Consider the following 19,497-nt stretch of genomic DNA (forward strand, 5'->3'; position numbering starts at 1 on the left):
ACGGCAAGGCCGTCCAACTGGGAAAATGCTCAGGCGTAGAAAACTGCTTGAGATTGCCGCAGAATCCCCAGCGTCAGGTGCATGCTTTGTTAGGCGGCGTGTGCTTTAGACCGGGGCCAGCGTGCCAGTCCAAATCAGCCAGCACAGAACGCTCTTGGCTAACAGGCTCAGAATGATGTAGACGCGTTCTCCGTATAGATAATCCTTCCACGGCCCCACTTTTTTGTACTGCAACACCATGTTGATAGCGAAAATGTTGAAGAAGACAAACAGTGTGGGAACGATTGCGTATACAAAGGCTGGCGGCTTGGCGTCGCCAGAGTTGACCGCGCCCACGAAATACAGCGCGATGACCACCCACGGGACGAACCCGGCAACGCAACCGTAAATGAATGCAGTCCAGTCCGTTTTGGAAGTATGTTGGTTATGCAACTCCATCATAATGCCAAACAGGTTCATTGTGGCATTGAGTGTGAAGATCAAGATGAGCGCGCCCAGATCCCAAAGCCCAATCAACATGCCGATCAGCACGATCATTAGCGAAGAGCTCAAGGCATATTCATAGAAGCGGACTGGATTCATGCCTTTCTTCAGATTCTCCACATAACGTCCATAGCCAATCGTCGCCAGGTAGAAGTGCGCCACGGCTGAGATAAGTAGGAAGCAGGCAACAGCCGGTCCAAAGGGGAGTTCATAGAAGAGTTGGGTGTTCGGTTTCAGCGAGCGGGTTGCAACATCAAAACTCAGGTAATTGGTAAAGATAGGATAAGTAGTGGCCCTGCTGACCACGATCATGAAGATACCTTGAATGAGATGCAGGAATCCCATGATGGCGTTGAAACGCCGCAACCCTGTGAACTTGCGATCCATTACGCTGGTTGAACTGACTGTTTCGATACTCTTGGATGTCATTTTATTGTCTCCTTGTCTCCTTTTGTGCAACTGATCTGGTCAATCGCAGCATTAGCCTGAACGTTCGTATCCGCTTGCAGGATGTAACCTGCTACTCAATATCTTACCATTGGAACAACTTGCTCGCAAAAAAGCTGATAGCACTTACGAATGTCAAGCATAGAATTAGCTCCTGCCTGAAGCAGCCCAACTTCTGGCATCAGCGGCGAGCGTAGCGAGTCCGTTGCATGCCGGGGCTGGGCGGATTATTTAGGGTGCCTATTCTGCTCAATAATTGTCACAGCCCGTGCAATTCCATTCTCGGCGCGAATATGCTCCCCCAGACTGGATGCGTTCTTCCGCATCGTCATGTCGTACACAGCACACTGAATTGCGTCCGCCAGGTTCTTGAGTGTTAGGCGCTGGCGCGAAATGGGCTTAGGGCCAACCCCCAACTCATACACCCGGTGTCCCCAAAACGGTTGGTCACCAAAAAATGGTGTGATAATGGATGGGATTCCAGCTTGCAGTCCTGCGCCGGTGGTCCCCGCACCCCCATGATGCACAACCGCAGCCATCTTTGGAAATAGCCAGCTATGGGGAATTGAGCCAACGATAAATACGGTCGTCGGAAAATTCTCTTTTTTTAGCCCGCCCCAGCCCGACGATAACACCGCACGCTGACCGGTGCGCGCCAACGCTTGCAAAACCAAATCGGCGGTTTCTTCTGGTTTTCGGCTGAGCATACTGCCAAAGCCAACATAGACTGGCGGTGGGCCAGCCTGTAGGAAATTTACCAAGTCACTCGGTGGTTCCCATCCGGCGGGCGGCTCCAAAAACCAGTACCCGGTGACATGAATGTAATCCGCCCAATCGGCAGGAGGTGGTATCACTTGCGGGCTGTACCCATAGATAATCGGTTGTGATTCCCGTTGCAGGGATGCAAATGGTCCCCAGAATGGGGCGGGCGCCATCTGCAAGATCTGGGTACGAGCTTTGTTATCGGCTGAACGTAACATCTGCCACATCATCTGTTGTGCCAAGCGATGCGACCAGCCATTTGCCCATGGGGTCAACCGTGTTTGTGGTAACTGCGGCGTCAGGACACCGGGGAATTCGCTTGTCGGCGTAAACGGCATTAAGTAAGCCTGAAGAAATGGGATACCCAGCTTTTCCGCAAGAGCTAATCCGTTGGAAAGCCCGGTGAAGCCGGCAAGGATCATGTCAGAACCCTGACAAGCCACCAGCCCATTTATGGCTGATTGAAGGGCAAGTTGTTGCGCACCTTGTCCTGTAACCGCCAGAATTTTCAGGATATTGCCTTGCTCGACGATATCCTGCATCTGGCTTTGCGTCATTGTTTTCACCCCGCCGCCCATGTCAAAGAATTCCAAGCCATAGGCTGTTATCAGGTCTTGGTAATCCTGAGGAGCCAGGACCCGAACCGTATGCCCCGCTTCCTTCAATCCCTTTCCTAACGCCACATAGGGCTGAACATCGCCGCGGCTTCCTCCTGCGATTATAGTTATTTGCATAACAGGTGACTCTTCCTGACTATAGAACCAGGGGTGGATGTGCGCGCCAAGAACAGCGCCGCCTAGCCCCATTTCCAGTCAGCATAGAACAGACCGGCGATCAACAGAATGGGAAAGACGAAAATCAGCAGGTTGGGCAGGGACTCGGCATCACGCACGAAGAAGAGGGCGAACAGGACGCCGGCGACCAGGAAGGCCACGAACCCCACCGCGGGGCGTTTCCAGGCCACGATCAGCAGCGCCAGCATGCCGATGGACGGGATGTTGTGGATCAGGAAGCCGCCCAGCAACTCCAGCGGGGGCGCATCCATGCTGAACACGTCGAGGGAGAAGAGGCTGATGAAAAAGATGATCAGGATGGCCGCGATGCGGGGCGCCCAGTGGATGATCCTGGTCAGGCGGGGGCTGACCTGACCGAGGGCCTTGCGCTCGCGCCAGGCGACCACCAGCACATAGATCGCCCCATACAACAGCACCAGTGGGATAGACAGCAGCACGCTGTTGACCAGCGTCATCCACCATTGCATGAACTCCGGGTCCGCAGCCCAGTTGGCATAATTGAACGCGGCAAGGGTGAGCACGTACAGGACGATCAGGACGGTCAACAGAATCCGGTTGAACTGAGATTTCTGAGTGTCCACAGCAAAGACCTCCTTCATCATTCATCCTTCATCATCATCGGCATCCACACCATACCCGGTGCGCTCGCTGCGGCCGTGACGGTGCGCGCCTGCCCGCTCTGATCGCTAATGGTCGCGGTCGTCAGGGCCTGGGCGCCGTGCGGCCGCACCGTGAACCAGGCCTGCCCACTGGCCCGCGGGCGCAAGTTACCCAGGCTCCAGGTCAGCACACCGCCCTGCGGCTGCACCCCACCCGACGCGGCCACGAAAGTGCTGCTCGCCGGCACCGTGGCGGTCAACACGGCCGACGCCGCGCCGCCAAAACCGACCTCGTTCCAGTGCAGGTGATAGGTCACCGTGTTGGCCGCAACCACCGGCGCCGCGGTCAGCGTGTACGCGTGATCGCAGCCCCAGGAGACCCCATTGCCGCTGGCGGGCGTAAAGCGCACGGCCCGGCCCCCTTGCAGCGCCGCCGAGTTGGCATACGAGTAGAGCTGACCCACGCTGCCGGCCGCATCTTCCAGCCCCACCGTGGTGTAATCCGGCCAGCTCAACGTCTGATACTGATAGGTGACGGCGCCGGTCGGCAAATCCAGAATGATCTCGAATGTCTCCGGGTCGCCGCTGGCCCAATGCTCCACGGCCTGCCACTGCGCAATGAACGCGTTGGCCGTGGACTTGACATGTACCAGCCCCTGCGTGCCCTGCGCCGGGTTCAGGTCTTCGCCCAGCGCGGTGAGCGCGGCGTTGGGCGGGCCTTCGAAGGGAAGCATCATCTGCACGCGCGACCACCACGCGTTCGTGAAATAGATGTAACCGTTGGAGTTGACGGTGACGGTGGTGTAGGGCGTGCCGAAGTAGGTGAACGGCTGCGCCAGGGGCAAGAATGCAGTGCTGGCGTCATCGCCCAGGTGGTAGGTGACGCCGTCGCTGGCGTCCTGCCAGTTGAAAACCGGGCCGCCGGGCTGGCGGTCGTCCAGGCAAGTGTAGTTGGGCCGCGCGCTCAGGCTGAAATCCAGGGCAACCGTCCCGCTGACCGCCGCCGATTGGGTGAGCGGGTGGAAGCCGGGGTGCTGCGCGGTGATGTCAACGGTCGCGACCGGGCCGCGGGTGGTCGCCGGCACGGGCAGCGAATACATCCCGCTGGCGTCGGCAAAGACCGGCGCCGCGCTGGCTTCGTTCGCCAGCATGACCAGCGCCGGCGCCCCCTCGCCGGTGACGCTGTCGGTGACGCGGCCATGCACGACGGCCGCAGGCAAAGCGGCAAGGTCAGCGTCCACGGCCGTGGTTTGATCCTGGCTCACGGTCACATGGGCATGGAGCGCCGGCGCGTAGCCGAACGCCTTCACCTCCACGGTCCATACGCCGGCGCCGGCCACCACGCGGAAATCGCCCCCCGCGTGGGTCATCGTGGTCAGGCTCTTGCCCATGCGACTGAAAGTGACGGTAGCGCCGGCCATGGGCAGGCCGCTGCTCGTCACCCGGCCGGCCAGGTAGCCCGCCTGCCAGACAAGGTCGGCCGCGGCTTTGACATCCAGGCGGCCCCAGCCAAAGGCGTTGTTGGGTACTGCGCTGCCGGCCAGGCCGCCGCAGGACTGCGTGCTGGTGCGGGGCACGGCCGTCTTGCGCAGCAGCTCTTCGATTTGCTCCACCTGTCCGGCCAGCCTCGGCTCCAGCGAAATCAGGAGCGCCACCGCGCCGGCCACATGCGGCGCGGCCATCGAAGTACCGCTGTAGTTCTGATAGCCGCCGCCGGCAATGCTCGAACGCACCATCACCCCGGGCGCGGACACCTCCGGCCCGGTCCGCCCGCTGAAGGGATTGGGGCCGCGCGAGGATGAACCGGCGATGGCGTCGCTGCTGTCGGTGGAACCAACGCTGAACACCAGCGGATTGTCGCCCGGCGAGCCGAGCGTGCCGCACGCGCTGCCCATGTTGCCGGCCGAAATGCTGGAAAAGATGCCGCTGGCGCGTAAGGCGGCGAGCGCTGGCTGGAAAATCTCACTGCCGCCAGGCCCGCCCCACGACTGATTGAGCACATGCGGTCGCAGGTCAGGGTTGGCGTTGGCCCCGGCCAGGTCCGTGGGCGCCAGCATGAACTGCTGCGCCAGCAGCAGGGTCAGGTTGTCGGGGCAGCACCCGTACGCGGCGATCCAGGTCGCGCCGGGCGCAACGCCGATCTGATTGGCGCCGCCGTCCCAGCCCACCTCCGTGCCCATGACGTGCGTGCCATGACTACCCTCCACGGCCACAGGCGCGGGGTGTACGCCGGTCGGGTCATACCAGTTGAAATTGTGATCGAACACACCGTTGCTTACTGCGTTTTCTCCGAAAACGCTCAGGTTGCCGCGGTATTGGTTGACCAGCGCCGGATGGGTGAAATCCACGCCCGTATCCACATTGGCCGCCACCGCGCCCGCGCCATTGACCCGATAAGTCGTCCAGACCTCCGGCGCGCGAATTTTGCTCACGCCCCACTCCACCCCCGCGGGCGCCTGCGCCTGGCCCGCGGCCATTTCCACGCCCGGCGGCTCCAGCTTGCGATTGGGCACGATGCGCGCCACCTCCGGCCACGCGGCCAGCGTTTTCAGCGTCTCCGCGTCCGCGCGCACAGCAATTGCATTCACAATCCACAGCGGCTGCACCGCCTGCACATGGCCGGCCGCCTTCAGCCGCGCCAGCCGGTTCAACACACGCGGCTGCGTGCGCCCGGCCACCTCGCTCAGCGCCGCGTAAACCGCCCGCCCCCGCGCCGTCCAATCTTCGATCGTGGCCGCGCTCGTCAAATCTGCCTGCTCCCCCAACAACAAGAACACCGAGGAAAATTCCGCCCCGGCATCCCCAATCTCCGCATCGGGCGCCCCCGCACGCCCGGCCTCCAACCCGACGCCCCTTGCAGAAACCACCGCCCCCGCCATCAGCACCGCCACCACACCGATTCCAGCCAGTAGCCATTTCCCACACACTTCCTACCTCCTCACCGCCAGCTCATACAAATACTTCTGCCGCTCTTCCGCGGTCAGCTCGCGAGTCACATGGCTGGGCGCCAGGGCCAGCAGGTCGTCCAGGCTGCCGCAGACGTTGCAGTCGTAGACCTGCGCGGCGCCATCCGCGCCCGCGCTGGCGAAGTGACGACCGTCCGCGCTGAAGCTCAACCCGCGCACGCCCGCGGCATGTCCCCAAAAGGTCATCAGGGTCTGGCCGGTGCGCAGGTCCCACAGGCGCACCGTCGGGTCGCCGGTGTCACCGCCGGTGATGGCAAAGCGGCCATCCGGGCTGAACGCGGCCGCGGTGACCGGCGCCTGCTGGCCGGCCAGCCTGAACAGGCGACGACCGCTTGCCGCGTCCCACAGCGCCGCGGTCTGATCCTGGCTGGTGGTGAGCACGAAGCGGCCATCCGGGCTGAACAGGGCGTGCGTGACCGCGCCTTCGTGCGCCAGCGGAGCGCCCTGCGGCTGCCCGCTGCTCGCATCCCACAGGCGGGCCGTGCCATCGGCGCTGGTCGTGGCGACCAGGCGGCCGTCCGGGCTGAAAACCGCGTCATAGACCAACGCGCTGTGCCCGCTGAGGGTGCTTTGCGCCTCGCCGCGGCCCACATTCCAGATGATGGCGCTGCCGTCGGCGCCGGCCGTGACCGCACGCGTCCCGTCTGGGCTGAACGCGCCGGCCAGCACCGCGCCGCTGTGACCGCGTAGCGTTGCCATGACCTGGCCGCTGGCGACGTCCCAGAGCAGGGCGGTCTGATCGTTGCTGGTGGTGAGCGCCCGCTTGCCGTCCGCGCTGAAAACCGCGTGGTTGACCGGGCCGCTGTGCCCGCGCCAGATGACCGGTTCACCAGCGGGGTTGACCGGCCACAGACGCACGCTGCCATCTTGACCGGCGCTGAGGATCTGCTGTCCATCCGGGCTGAAGGCCGCCTGGTAGACTGCGCCCTCATGGCCGGCCAGCGTTGCCAGGCGGGCGCCGCTGAGCGCGTCCCACAGGCCGACTGTGCCGTTGGCGTTGGCGGTCACGACGCGACTGCCGTCCGGGCTGAAGATCGCGCTCCAGACCGGGTTGCACGAACCGTCGCAGCCGGGCGCGGTAGAGGGCATCTCCGCCAACACCTGCAAGGGCTGCCCGGCGTTGGCGGTCCACACGCGCACCGTGTTGTCCTGACCCGCGGTGATGACCAGGTGGCCGCTGGCGTCGAACTGGCTGCAGTTGACCGCATCGGTGTGGCCGCGCAAGGTGGTCAGGCGCTGCCAGGTGCGCGTGCTCCACAGGGCGGCCGTGCGATCGGCGCTGCTGGTCAACAACAGGCGCTCATCAGGGCTGAGTTCCAGGGCGGTGATTCGATCCTGATGGCGCAGCTCGGCCTGCGGCTGCCCGCTGGCCACATCCCAGACGATGGCACGACCGTCGGCTGAAGCGGTGAAAAGACGGCGGCCATCTGCGCTGAGCCTGACCACCAACACGCGGTCGGTGTGACCGCGAAATTCGCGATGGAACTCGCCGGCGGGCAGCTTCCACACGCGAGCCGTGTCATCCCCGCTTGCGGTTGCCAGCCATTGCCCGTTGGCGCTAAACGAGACATCTACGATCTCGGCATCATGGCCGGCCAGCACGGCCAGTGGCCGGCCGGAGGCTGTCTCCCACAGGCGCGCCGTGTTGTCCTGGCTGGTCGTGGCAATGACCGAGCCGTCGGGTGAAAAGACTGCACTGATGAGGCCGTTGCGGTGCCCTTCGAGAAAGAGGGTCATCTCCCCGGCCTGCACGTCCCACACGTATCCGGTGTGACTGCCGCTGCCAATCGCCAACAGGGCGCCGTCGGGGCTGAAATTGACATGATAGACCTCACCGCCGAGATTGGCGATCTCCGCGTGCAGGGCGCCGCTGGGCACGTCCCACAGACGCACGACCGCGCCGGTGCCGCCGCTGGCGAGCAGACGGCTGTCCGGGCTGAAGGCCAGATCGAAGATGCGCGGCGTGTGACCGCGCAGCCAGGCCACATGGCGAAACGTGGCGGCATCCCAGATTCCGATCAACCCGTTGTAGTCCGCGGCCGCGAGATAGCTGCCGTCAGGCGAGAAAATGGCCTTGACCACGCCACGTTCATAACCCGAAAGAATCGCACGAATGGGAGAGGCGATCAGCGCCTGGCGCAGGGCATCTTCGGCCTGCAGATTGGGGTACAACTGCGCGGCAGACTGCGCCAGCAGCACGCTCAACTCGGGGTCCGTCTGCATCTGCAGGTTGGCGCTGACGGCAATGTTGCGCGACGCGGCGTCCCTGGCCGCAACAGTGGCCTGCGTCGCGATCAGGTACTGGTTGCGCGCATAGGCCGCCAGGCCCACCATGAGCAGGAGCAGGGCGAGAAGGCCCAGCGCGGTCAGGCGCAGGCTCCGGACTCGGCGGCGTTCCTGGGCCAGGCGGGCCGCGGCTTCGGCCTGCTGCTGGCGCAGGCGCTGCTCGGCCGCGGCGCGTTCGGCCAGCAGGCGGGCCGCGGCCGCGGCCTGTTCCACCGCATGGACGTAGCGCGTCCGCCAGTCCAGGATGGGCGCGGCCAGGACATCGTGAAAAATCTCGAAGCGCGAGACAGCCGCCTGATCGGGCGGCGGCGCCACCGGGCGCAAGATGCGCATACTCGAACTGGACAGTTTTTCCAGCACCGGCTCCAACTGGGCAGGCGTCAGTCCGCTGTACTCGGCCAGGTCGGGCACGCTGTGCGCGATCTTGGTGCCGGACGGCGTGACCAGATGATGAAAGATACGCGCGGCGTGATCCTGCTCGGCGGGCGTCAGTGTGCTGATGACGGTGTCGAGATGGGTCCGTACGATGCGCTCCGCGCCGCCCAGACGCTGCAAGGTCGCCAGGCGCAGGACCGATTCGCCGGCCTGCACTTCTTCGGCCCACAGACGGCTCATCACCAACTGCAGATAGGGCGTCTCCACACGCGCCGGACCGCCGGCGCCGCTCACGGCGCCGCGGCCCGATTCTCCCACAAACACCTGGTTGGTCTGCACCTGCGCCAGCACCTCATCCACCAGGGCCGGTTCGATGGTGACGGGCTGGACTGGCGCCATGAGGCGGTTATAGGTCAGCAGCGGCTGCTCGATGGCGTCGCGGGCGGCCGCCACATCCAGGTGTTGGATGCGCAGGTAGTTCTCGAACAGGCGGGGAATGCGGCCCTTGAAGCGATCAAGCCGGGCCAGGGCATCCTCACGAATGGCAATGAGGAAGTTGACGCGCAGATCGGGGTGATTGACCGCGCGCGGAAACTCCATCGCCAGGGTGCCCAGACCATCTTCCGTGGCATGGTAGAAGAGGTATTCCTCGAATTGATCGAGGATCAGCAGGAGGTCGCAGTCGAGCGCGGTGGTCCAGGCCTGCAGGGTGGGCACGAACGCGGCGGCAGAGGGCGGAGCCAGGGAGGCGACGGCCGGATGCAGAGGTCCCAAGTCGGCCTGCAGGGCGGTGTAGACGCTGTTCAGCAGGCTGGTCAGGGGGTCATCGCGCCAGGCGTTGACGATGACGACGGCGAACTCCGGGTTGCCGTGGTTGGCCAGGTCCTCGGCGGCCAGGTGACGCAGGTGATGGACGACTCCGGCGCGCAGCACGGAGCTTTTGCCCACGCCGCTGGCGCCATAGAGCAGCGTCAGGCGTGTGGCAATCAGGTTGGCCTCGATCATGTCGCGCTCACGCTGGCGGCCAAAGAAGAAGTTGGCGTCATTCTCGCTGTAGGGAATCAAGCCTTTGTAGGGCGAGAATGGCAAGGCATGATCGTTCATGAACGGCTCCCGGTTCCCCGTCCCCCGTCGTTAAAGAGGTTTTGCAGACGTTCACTCAAGCCGGCCACGAACTGCTCCAGGCTCAGGTCGAGGATGTCCACGTTGTGACGGCTCCAGAATTTTTGGCTGATGATGGCCGGTTCCGGCTCCACGGCCCAGGCATAGCCACGCTTGGGGGAGAAAACACGGTGCAAGACCGTGCGCGAGTTCCAGGCGCTCAGATCGAAGCCGAGGAAGAGAAAGTAGCTGCGTTTGAGAAAGGCGAGAAGCGGCGCCGGCGCAATGGCAGCGATGTCCATGCGCGGGATGAAGTTGATGAAATGATCCTCGGTGATGACATAGCTGTCAGCGTCGTCGTGCTGGCGGTCAATGGCGCCATGAAGCTTGAGAATGAGCATGCGCCGGGCCGCGGTCTGATCAATCGGTAGATCCAGGTACTCATTGGGCCGCTCGATCAGGATATTCTCTGTCTCGCCGCTGGGGTCGTGCAGGAAAGATCCCCGCTGATCGCCTTCCGCCACATAGGTTACGACATCGCACGGTTCGCCCGCGGCCTGCAAGGTGCGCTCCAGAACATCATCGTAGTTAAGAGTAATAATTAGTTGATGCGGATAAGCGCAGCCCTGCTTGCGCAGCGCGGCGGGCAGAGCGGCCAGCAATTGGTGTACCGGCGTTGGCGGATAGTTGGCATCGAAGATAGGGTGCAGTTCTTCATAGAGCGGGCCCACATCGCGCATGACCGCGATGACTTGCGCGACTTTGGCCAGATTTGAGCGCTCGGTCAGGGGATACCCAAAGGTGTCAGCCAGGTGCGTGGACAGTTCATCGGCCGTAGGCAGGTATTGGCCGGTCTGCCAACCGACGCCGGGCGGCCGGCTGCACAGGTTGACGCCTGGCCCCAACACCGGCACCAGGCGTCCGGCCATCAGCGCCTTGATGATCGGACCATACACCAATTGCGTTTTCTCCGAAAACGCATGATCGGTAGCAGCGGGCTGGCGGGCGATTGGCTCGGGTTGTTCGCTCTGCGCGATCTTCATCTTGACGGTGGCCAACAGGCCAAAGACCCCCCTGAAGTTGCCGCCCAGGTCTTGCACGCGCAGGAAATAATCGAGCGCCTGCCGCCAGCGGCCGGCGTTATAGTGCTCCTGCCCGCTGGCAAAGGCTGCGACCATTTCCTGCTGTTTTTGCACATCACGCAAGCAACGAGCCGCTTCGGTCTGGTTTGGATCGAGTTGCAGAATCGTCTGTAGTTTCTGAACGGCGGTGGGCCAGTCCTCGCCGGCCTGTGCGCCCGCGGCCTGACGCAGCAGCGTGGCGATCTGATTCTGCTGCCGTTCAGCCTGGCTCAACGGCTGCACATCGAACAGGCGGCCATCCGGAGCGCGCATGAACAGCACCGGCACGCCCCATTCCAGCGGGTTGCCGGTGGCAAACACGGCTTTACGCGCTTCCACCAGCGCGCTGTCCACGGCATAGCCATCAGCCAGCGCGCCGTAGAATTCCTGGCTCAGGGCCACGGCGGCCGCATCGCTGATGGCGGTCTGCATGGCGATGACGGCAGGGATGCCCTGCTGTACCAGGCTCTGCGCCACCCCGGCAAAGGCATTACCGCTGCTGCTGGCCGCGCCTTCGCACGCGTTGAGAAACACCAGCGCGGGCGGGCGGCCGCCCAACAGGGTGCCCACGGTTTGTCCGCTGACCAGCCGACTCTGGCGCGCCTCATCCTCGAAGATCAGCAGCCCCTCCTGGGTGGTTGGATCGAAAGCGCCGTGGCCAATGAAGTGCAGCAAATGCACATCCTGCTGGCGTAAACGGCGCTGCAGAGCGGGCAGGGTCGCCTGCTCCAACCGCTCCACCTGCAACAGGCCGCGCGCCTCCAGGGGTTCCACCGCGGCGGCCAGGTGCGCCCATTCTTGCGCGGCGTTGAGCGCGGGCGTATCGCTCGGGTTAGCGATGACCACCAGGAGGCGCAGCGGCGGTTTGACGATCGCGCGGTGTTCCGGGATAGGCAGTTCCAGGAAGCGCACCAGCGGCGTGTCTGGCGTCAGGCACAGAAATCGAGCTTGCTGTGGGTCGAAAAGATATTCCCAGGGCCAGGCGCTCAGTTCGGGCGCGTCGGCCAGACGCAGGCGCAGGCGCAGCCCCGCGCCCTGACGCCGCGCTTCGTCCAGGCTGCGGCGGTAGCAGGCGCCCACATCGCCGGCCAGTACCGCTTCGAACAGGCGCTGCCCCTGCACGCGGGCCGCTGCCGGCGCGGACCAATCCGCGGACGCGGCGAAATCCGGCGGCAGGGTCAACGCGCCGCTGGCCTGACCGGCCGGCGAGTTCAGCACACGCACCCGATAGCCCGTGGCGCCGCGGTCAATCAATAAATCGAATTGCAGATACGTCGTGTCGGACATAGTATGGAATGATGAACGCTCAGAGCTGAATAGGTGGGAGAAGTGTGTGGATTATACAACGTGCAATGCGTTTTCGGAGAAAACGCAGAAAGTCCAATCTCCAATCTTGGAGAAAACACAGAGAGTGCAAAGTGCAAAGTGCAGAGGGCAGAGCGGTCTCCGATCTCCACTATAACCTTGCACTTTTGTTACTTTCGGGGTATCATCTTCTTGTTTGCAGTCGTCGGCGGCTGGCCCGCGGTGGCGCAACAAAAAGTAATACAAGAAGTCCACAAAGGAGTCTGAACATGACTATCATCGAAGATATTACGGCCCGTGAGATCCTGGATTCGCGCGGCAACCCCACGGTTGAGGTTGAGGTGGTATTGACCGATGGCTACAGCGGCATGGCGGCGGTGCCGTCCGGCGCTTCCACCGGTGTGCATGAGGCGCTGGAGTTGCGCGATGGCGATAAGTCGCGCTATGGCGGCAAAGGTGTGCTGAAGGCGGTGGAGAACATCAACGACAAGATCGCCGAGCAACTACTGGGCTGGGACGCGCTCGACCAGGTGGGGATTGACAACTTCCTCATCGGCCTGGACGGCACGCCCACCAAGCGCAACCTGGGCGCCAATGCCATCCTGGGTGTTTCACTGGCCGTGGCCAAGGCGGCCGCGGCGGCCGTCGGCCTGCCGCTCTACCGCTACCTGGGCGGCGTCAGTGCGCGCACCCTGCCAGTGCCGATGATGAACATCCTCAACGGCGGCAAGCATGCGGTCAACTCCACCGATTTTCAGGAGTTCATGGTGATGCCGGTGGGCGCGCCGACCTTCCGCGAGGGCCTGCGCTGGGGCGCGGAGACCTACGCGGCGCTGAAGAAGGTGCTGACCAAGAAGGGCTTCGGCACCAATGTGGGCGACGAGGGCGGTTTTGCGCCGTCGCTCGGCTCCAACGCCGAGGCCATCGAGGTGATCTTGCAGGCCATCGAGGTCGCCGGTTACAAGCCGGGTGTGGACATCTGGATTGCCCTGGATCCGGCTGCGAGTGAGATTTATGACGCGGAGCGCAAAGTCTATGTCCTGGCCAAGGAAGGCCGCGAGATGACCAGCGAGGCGATGGTAGAGTTCTACGTGGGCTGGGCAAATCAGTACCCGATCATCTCGCTGGAAGATGGCCTGGCCGAGGATGATTGGGAAGGCTGGCAGCATCTGAATGCCAAATTGGGCCACAGACTGCAGATCGTAGGCGATGACCTGCTGGTGACGAACGTGGAGCGCATCGAGCGTGCCATTGCCGAGAAATCGTGCAACTCCCTGCTGTGCAAGGTCAATCAGATCGGCACACTGACCGAGTCCATCGCCGCGGTGGACATGAGCCATCGCGCCGGCTGGACCGTCGTCACCTCGCACCGCTCCGGCGAGACCGAGGACTCGACGATTGCCGACCTGGTTGTGGGCCTGAACTGCGGCCAGATCAAGACCGGCGCGCCGGCCCGTTCGGACCGCGTGGCGAAGTATAATCAACTGCTGCGCATCGAAGAGCAACTGGGCAAAGCCGCGGTTTACCCCGGCCTCAAGGCGTTCCGTCAGAAGCACCAGGACAGTTAGGTGTAAGTGATCCGCTGGTTCGTAGTGGCGACTTCAGTCGCTCTGGCCGCAGAAACGGCTAAAGCCGTCACTACGAACTGCTGAGCACACGGGGACACAAAAGCCAGGATGCGACCACGTCATGTTCGGGAAGAATACAGATTTGACAGGCTAGAACACTTGTGCTATTCTTGATTCATGTCTCAGCCGATAGGTGAGGCTCAGGAAGACCGGTGACTATGGAGGAGGAAACGATCATGTTGGCATCTTTTGGGGCCATTTTGGCGCTTGTCACTCTGATTTTGGGCGGTATCGTATTGACCCTGACCTCCCAGGGCCGCGCGTGGCTGGGGCGCCTCTTCCTGCGTGTGACGCTGAACCTGTTGCGCGTCAGCCCGCGGCTGATGGGCAGTCACCCCATTGCCACCCGGCGTCTGCACAACGCCAGCAGCGAAGTGGCCTGGGCCTTGCAAGCGATCCCCTCACGCTCCATGCGTCATCGTCGCAGCCCGGCTGCCCGGCTCGGCTAAAGTCAATTCAAAGATCTATGCTGCAAGCGGGAATAGACTTCACTTTTCCGCCTAAGGAAACAGGCGCAAATCATGCCCGCTTGCAGTAGCCTGGTCAAAAAGCGAAAAATTGCTCCTTGACCGATTCTAAAAAACGTCGGCGGCCAGATTACCTGGTCGGCGGCGTTTTTTGTTGTCGGTACGCCGGAAAGGATAATCCTGGCTTCTACTGTTATCGCCAGCGCCGATCCGCTGACGCCAGCGGCCGTTGCGTTACGGCCGTTCATGATGACAATCCGCGTCACTTGTGCTAAAATGACTTCGACGAGGAACCTGGACATGGACACATCAACCTATCCTGCCGGCGACATGGCGCGGTACGTGGCGGTTTGTCGGCGCAGCCAGCAGCAGTTGGCAGCCCATCACGCATGCCTCGCCTGCCAAGCGCGCGCAGAGGCCAGCCGTTTGGCCGATCATCTGCGCCAGCAGTACAGCATGCATCGCGTGATCCTGTTCGGCTCCCTGGTGCGCGGCGGCTTCGTAGAGGGATCCGACTGGAGAACGCGCAGACTTCATCTGACTCTTAACCTTGGACGCGTAGACTGTGTTGATTGCCCCTGAACTCAAAAGACAAGGAGATGGCACTATGCAGGATTTCGAAAAACTCGGTGTGTTCTACCTGGGACGCGAGTATGACCTGGCCCGCAAAGCGGCGGAGGATAGCCCCATCCTCTACGACTCCAAAGACCTGGTTACCCACGCGGTCTGTGTCGGCATGACCGGTTCGGGCAAGACCGGCCTCTGTATCAGCCTGATCGAAGAAGCCGCGATTGACGGCATCCCATCCATTTTGATTGACCCCAAGGGCGACCTGAGCAACCTGTTCCTGACTTTCCCGCAACTGCGCGGCGAGGACTTCCTGCCCTGGATCAACGCCGAAGATGCCGCCAAGAAGGGCCTGTCGCCTGAAGACTACGCCAATCAGCAGGCCGCCACCTGGAAAAAAGGCCTGGGCGATTGGGGCGAGGACGGCGGCCGCATCCAGCGCCTGCGCGATGCCGCGGAGTTCGCCATCTACACCCCGGGCAGCAACGCCGGCATGCCGGTGTCTATCCTCAAATCGTTCGCGGTGCCGCCGTTCGAGATCCTGGACGATGGTGAGATGCTGCAAGAGCGCATCAACACCACCGTCACCAGCCTGCTGGGCATGGTGGGCATCAGCGCCGACCCGCTGACCAGTCGCGAGCACATCCTGGTCTCCACCATCATCGCCCGGACCTGGCTCGATGGTCACGATCTCGATCTGGCTTCGCTCATCCAGGCGATTCAGACTCCGCCCATGACCCGCATCGGCGTGCTCGATCTGGAGGCATTCTACCCGGCCAGAGATCGTTTCAACCTGGTGCTTGCGCTCAACAATCTGGTGGCCTCGCCCGGCTTTGCCACCTGGATGGAAGGCGTACCCCTGGACATCGGTCAAATCCTCTACACGCCCAAGGGCAAACCGCGCGTCGCCATCTTCTCGATTGCCCATCTCGGCGACGCCGAGCGCATGTTTTTCGTCTCCCTGTTGCTCAACCAGTTCCTCGGTTGGATGCGCACCCAGTCGGGCACTACCAGCCTGCGCGCGCTGGTCTACATGGATGAGATTTTTGGCTATTTCCCGCCCGTTGCCAACCCGCCCTCCAAGCTGCCGCTGTTGACCCTGCTCAAGCAGGCGCGCGCGTTTGGCGTGGGCATCGTCCTGGCCACGCAGAACCCGGTTGACCTGGATTACAAGGGCCTGAGCAATACCGGCACCTGGTTCATTGGCCGCCTGCAGACCGAGCGCGACAAGGCGCGCGTGATGGACGGCCTGGAGGGCGCGGTCACCGCGGCCGGCGCCAGTTTCGACCGCTCCCGCATGGAGCAGATCATCTCAGGGCTGGGCAATCGCGTCTTCCTGATGAACAACACGCACGAGGATGAGCCGGTGGTCTTCACCACGCGCTGGGCCATGTCCTACCTGCGCGGGCCGTTGACACGCAGCCAGATCAAGATATTGATGGATCCGTACAAGGCGCGCCTGCCCATTGCCGCGCCCGCGGCGGCGACCAGAACCAGGCCGGCGGCGGCAGCGGCGGTGACTGGGGCGTCTGACGACGCCGCACCGCCGCCCACATCTTTTGATGAGGATGCCCCGGCTGCCGTGGCCCTGGGCAAAGCGCCGGCCAGGGCCACACCAGGCGCCCAGGCCGCCGGCCTGCAACCCACCCTGCCGCCAGATGTCAGCCAGTTCTTCATTCCTGTGCGCGGCAGCGGCGGCATGTTGGTCTATCAGCCCATGCTCGTGGGCGCCGCCAAGATTCGCTATGCCGATGCGCGGTCGAAAATTGATACCGCAGACAGCACCATTGTGGTGACCGCCATCAGCGACGCGGCGGTGCCGGTCAACTGGGATGAGAGCGTCGCACCAGAGTGGAGCCTGAAGGATGTGGAGAAGAAGCCATCCAAGCCCGGCCAGTTTGCGGACCTGCCGGTGGCGGCCGGCCGCGCGAAGAGTTACGTGTCATGGAGCCGTGATTTTGTAGATTGGGTCTACAGCACGCGCCGGTTGGAGCTTTTCCGCAGTCCCGGCACCGGCGCCATTTCCAACCCCGGTGAAAGCGAGCGCGACTTCCGCGTGCGCCTGAGCCAGGTGGTGCATGAGCAGCGCGATGAGGCAGCCGACACCCTGCGCAGGAAATACGCGCCGAAGCGCGCCGCGCTCGTGGAGAAGCTTCGCCGCGCGCAGCAGGCGGAGGATCGCGAACAGAACCAGGCCAGCCAGGCCAAGATGCAGACCGCCATTTCGGTCGGCGCCACGATCCTCGGCGCCTTCCTGGGACGCAAGACGGTCAGCAGCTCAACCGTGGGCAAGGCCACAACGGCCGCGCGCGGGGTGGGCCGCGCCATGCAGCAGGGCGATGACGTGACGCGTGCGCAGGAGAATGTACGCGTGCTGCAGCAGCAGTTGGAAGACCTGGACGCCGAATTGGAGTCGGACATCAAGGCGTTGGCAGCCAGGAACGATCCAGCCATCGAGGACATGGACACGCTGGTGCTCAAACCCAAGAAGAGCGATATTGCAGTCCAGCTCGTTTCACTCGTATGGACGCCTTACTGGCAGAACGCCAATGGGATGCTGACGCCGGCGTGGTAGGCTGACCCAGGCGCACAACTTCCGCATCAACCGGCAGACCCTCGCCGTCGAACGGATTTGAGGGGGAGAAGTTTCAACGCAGGGATGCCAGAACGCAAAGCATATTCGGGAGAGCGTTGCGAATTCACGGGTGGCTCAGCCCGTGAATTCGCTCTGCCCCGAATCTCGCGCCTCGAGCCGTCACACCCAAAACCACCGAATGAATTCGGTGTCTGATACGTCAAACCCGCTCAAGCGGGTTGCGTTGGTGGGAACCCGTCGTGACAGGTTCTGGTGGTTGAGGCCGTGAATTCGCTCTCCGCGAGTTTTGCGAATTCAGCCGTCACACCCAAAACCACCGAATGAATTCGGTGTCTGATACGTCAAACCCGCTCAAGCGGGTTGCGCTGGTGGAAACCGGTCTTGTCAGGTTCTGGTGGTTGAGGCCGTCAATTCGCTCTCCGCGAGTTTGCGAATTCAGCCGTCATACCCAACACCAACCTGCTTCAGCAGGTTTCGGTGTATCAGACCGTGAATTCATTCACGGGGAGTGTATCAGACCATGAACGCTGCGATGTGTACGTACCCCTGCGAGGGTTGGCAGCCGGCCAATCGCCCAACCTTGCGCAGGCCCGCCGGGTAAGGGGCCTTCGCCGCCGAGAACGATCTCGGCTTGCCCGGCGATTCGAGCGGCAGCCAGCCTGCGCAAGGGGGAGTCAGAGGCCAGAGTCATCATGGGGACACCACCACCCGAAAACCGAGGTTGAAGTTCCAATTGAGCGGGAAGTACCTGAAGCGCCGGGCGCACCGAACGAGGGTTTTGTTGACATAATAAGAATCTCCTCGTATGATCCGCAGATCAGAAGATCCGACCGCCAGGTTCTCGCGGCCATCCGTTGCCACATACGGATAGCCGTAACTGGGCTTTTGGTAGTCGGATCCCCACAGGCTGCGCGTCCATTCCCACACATTGCCGCTCAGCTCCTCCACCCCATACACACTCGCGCCGCCCGCAAAACAGCCCACCGCGCTCGTCGTCCCGATCCCGCTCTCGTCGTAGTTCGCCCGGTTGGCGTCCGGCTCGTTCCCCCACGGGTAGCGCTGCCGTTCCAGGGGATTGAGCTGCATTCGCGGCGCCCTCTCGTCGGTCAGCCCTTGGGCAACCAACCGCATCAACGCCTGCGCCGGTATCTCGATCCCGCCCCGCGCCGCCTTCTCCCACTCCGGTTCGTTGGGCAGACGCACGCGCCACCCGGCCGGGATCTGTCCCGTCAGCCATTCCTGCAGCCAGCGCGTGTACGCCAGCCCCTCGTACCAGCTCACCTCGACGACCGGGTGATTCGGAAGATTGCGCGGCTCGCCAAAATTGGACGGCGTCTGGCGCCGCTCGTAGTCCCGTCTCCCCTTAAACCCGTCCGAATTCCAATACCCGGCCGCCTTAGCCTCGCCCCAGTAACGCGCCTCGCGGTAGCCGCCTGCGGCCGCGAACTCCCCGAACTGCGCATTCGTCACCGGGTAGCGGCCGATCCAGTAGCCGTAAGGGATTTCCAGCCGGTGCGGCTGCTCGTCCCTCTCCGCATCCGGATCGTCCCGGCTTCCCATCCAAAACGGCCCGGCCGGGACATAGCAGAACTCCATGGCCGCGCTGGTCAGCACTTCCACCCGCGGGTCGCCCAGCCGCGCCAGCACCGGCCTCGGCGCGTTCACGGGGCGTCAAGACATCATGTCGCATACCAAGCTGCAGCCAGCGCTGCACACGTTGTTGCACAGCCTGGCCCACCGGTTCTCGCTGCACGCCCACCAGGCCAATTTCCAGCAGCGCCATGCCGGCAAGCGGCGCCGCAGGCCAGTTTGTCAGCGCTGCCGACCGCGGCGCGTCCGGTTCGAAGGGGCAGAGCGCGTTGACGGCGTTGAGCGCCTGACCCAACAGATTGATGCGGGCAGAATAGCCGGCTGCCAGCAGAAAAACCTCGCGCCAGCGGTCTGGCTCTGCACGGACCAGCCGCGCCGCCTCGCTCGCATAATCGGGTAGACTGGCCAGG

Annotated in this window: 12 protein-coding genes; 4 read left to right on the forward strand and 8 right to left on the reverse strand. The window is 63.0% G+C overall.

Features of this window, described 5'->3' with window-relative positions; translation table 11 throughout:
- Nucleotides 1–105: 105 nt before the first annotated feature.
- The 6 genes from heR to IPM84_09530 form a co-directional block, all read right to left on the reverse strand.
- Nucleotides 106–870, reverse strand: coding sequence for a heliorhodopsin HeR (gene heR, locus IPM84_09505; GenBank protein ID MBK9093000.1), 765 nt, complete (start codon nucleotides 868–870; stop codon nucleotides 106–108).
- Nucleotides 871–1,157: 287 nt separating this feature from the next.
- Nucleotides 1,158–2,426: a glycosyltransferase family 1 protein gene (locus IPM84_09510; GenBank protein MBK9093001.1), complete on the reverse strand. Its 1,269-nt coding sequence runs from the start codon at nucleotides 2,424–2,426 to the stop codon at nucleotides 1,158–1,160.
- Between the two features lie 62 nt (nucleotides 2,427–2,488).
- Nucleotides 2,489–3,067, reverse strand: coding sequence for a hypothetical protein (locus IPM84_09515; GenBank protein ID MBK9093002.1), 579 nt, complete (start codon nucleotides 3,065–3,067; stop codon nucleotides 2,489–2,491).
- A 17-nt stretch (nucleotides 3,068–3,084) separates the two neighbouring features.
- Nucleotides 3,085–6,012: a S8 family serine peptidase gene (locus tag IPM84_09520; protein ID MBK9093003.1), complete on the reverse strand. Its 2,928-nt coding sequence runs from the start codon at nucleotides 6,010–6,012 to the stop codon at nucleotides 3,085–3,087.
- Nucleotides 6,013–6,015: 3 nt separating this feature from the next.
- Nucleotides 6,016–9,816 carry a hypothetical protein gene (locus IPM84_09525; GenBank protein MBK9093004.1) on the reverse strand — a complete coding sequence of 1,267 codons (3,801 nt, stop codon included), beginning with the start codon at nucleotides 9,814–9,816 and terminating at the stop codon, nucleotides 6,016–6,018.
- Nucleotides 9,813–12,221: a CHAT domain-containing protein gene (locus IPM84_09530; GenBank protein MBK9093005.1), complete on the reverse strand. Its 2,409-nt coding sequence runs from the start codon at nucleotides 12,219–12,221 to the stop codon at nucleotides 9,813–9,815. The genes IPM84_09525 and IPM84_09530 overlap by 4 nt, the downstream gene beginning before the upstream one ends.
- Before the next feature lie 287 nt (nucleotides 12,222–12,508).
- On the opposite strand from IPM84_09530, the gene eno reads away from it, so the two are divergent.
- Entirely contained in the window at nucleotides 12,509–13,807 is a 1,299-nt protein-coding gene (eno, locus tag IPM84_09535) for a phosphopyruvate hydratase (protein MBK9093006.1), read from the forward strand.
- 236 nt (nucleotides 13,808–14,043) lie between these two features.
- Complete coding sequence (locus tag IPM84_09540; protein ID MBK9093007.1) at nucleotides 14,044–14,316, forward strand: hypothetical protein; 273 nt, start codon at nucleotides 14,044–14,046, stop codon at nucleotides 14,314–14,316.
- Nucleotides 14,317–14,318: 2 nt separating this feature from the next.
- Here the strand turns inward: IPM84_09540 and IPM84_09545 are convergent, their stop codons facing one another.
- A complete protein-coding gene (locus tag IPM84_09545; GenBank protein MBK9093008.1) occupies nucleotides 14,319–14,636 on the reverse strand; it encodes a hypothetical protein in 318 nt (105 codons plus the stop codon).
- Here IPM84_09545 and IPM84_09550 point away from each other — a divergent pair.
- On the forward strand, nucleotides 14,635–14,916 hold the full coding sequence (locus tag IPM84_09550) for a nucleotidyltransferase domain-containing protein (protein MBK9093009.1): 282 nt from the start codon (nucleotides 14,635–14,637) through the stop codon (nucleotides 14,914–14,916). The two genes, IPM84_09545 and IPM84_09550, sit on opposite strands and share 2 nt — an antisense overlap.
- Before the next feature lie 25 nt (nucleotides 14,917–14,941).
- Nucleotides 14,942–17,476 (forward strand): DUF87 domain-containing protein, encoded by a 2,535-nt coding sequence (locus IPM84_09555; GenBank protein ID MBK9093010.1) that lies wholly within the window; start codon nucleotides 14,942–14,944, stop codon nucleotides 17,474–17,476.
- Between the two features lie 711 nt (nucleotides 17,477–18,187).
- Here IPM84_09555 and IPM84_09560 read toward each other — a convergent pair.
- Nucleotides 18,188–19,057 carry an SUMF1/EgtB/PvdO family nonheme iron enzyme gene (locus tag IPM84_09560; GenBank protein ID MBK9093011.1) on the reverse strand — a complete coding sequence of 290 codons (870 nt, stop codon included), beginning with the start codon at nucleotides 19,055–19,057 and terminating at the stop codon, nucleotides 18,188–18,190.
- Nucleotides 19,058–19,497 lie beyond the last annotated feature (440 nt).

The sequence above is a fragment of the Candidatus Amarolinea dominans genome (assembly GCA_016719785.1).
GTDB classification, from domain to species: Bacteria; Chloroflexota; Anaerolineae; order SSC4; family Amarolineaceae; genus Amarolinea; species Amarolinea dominans.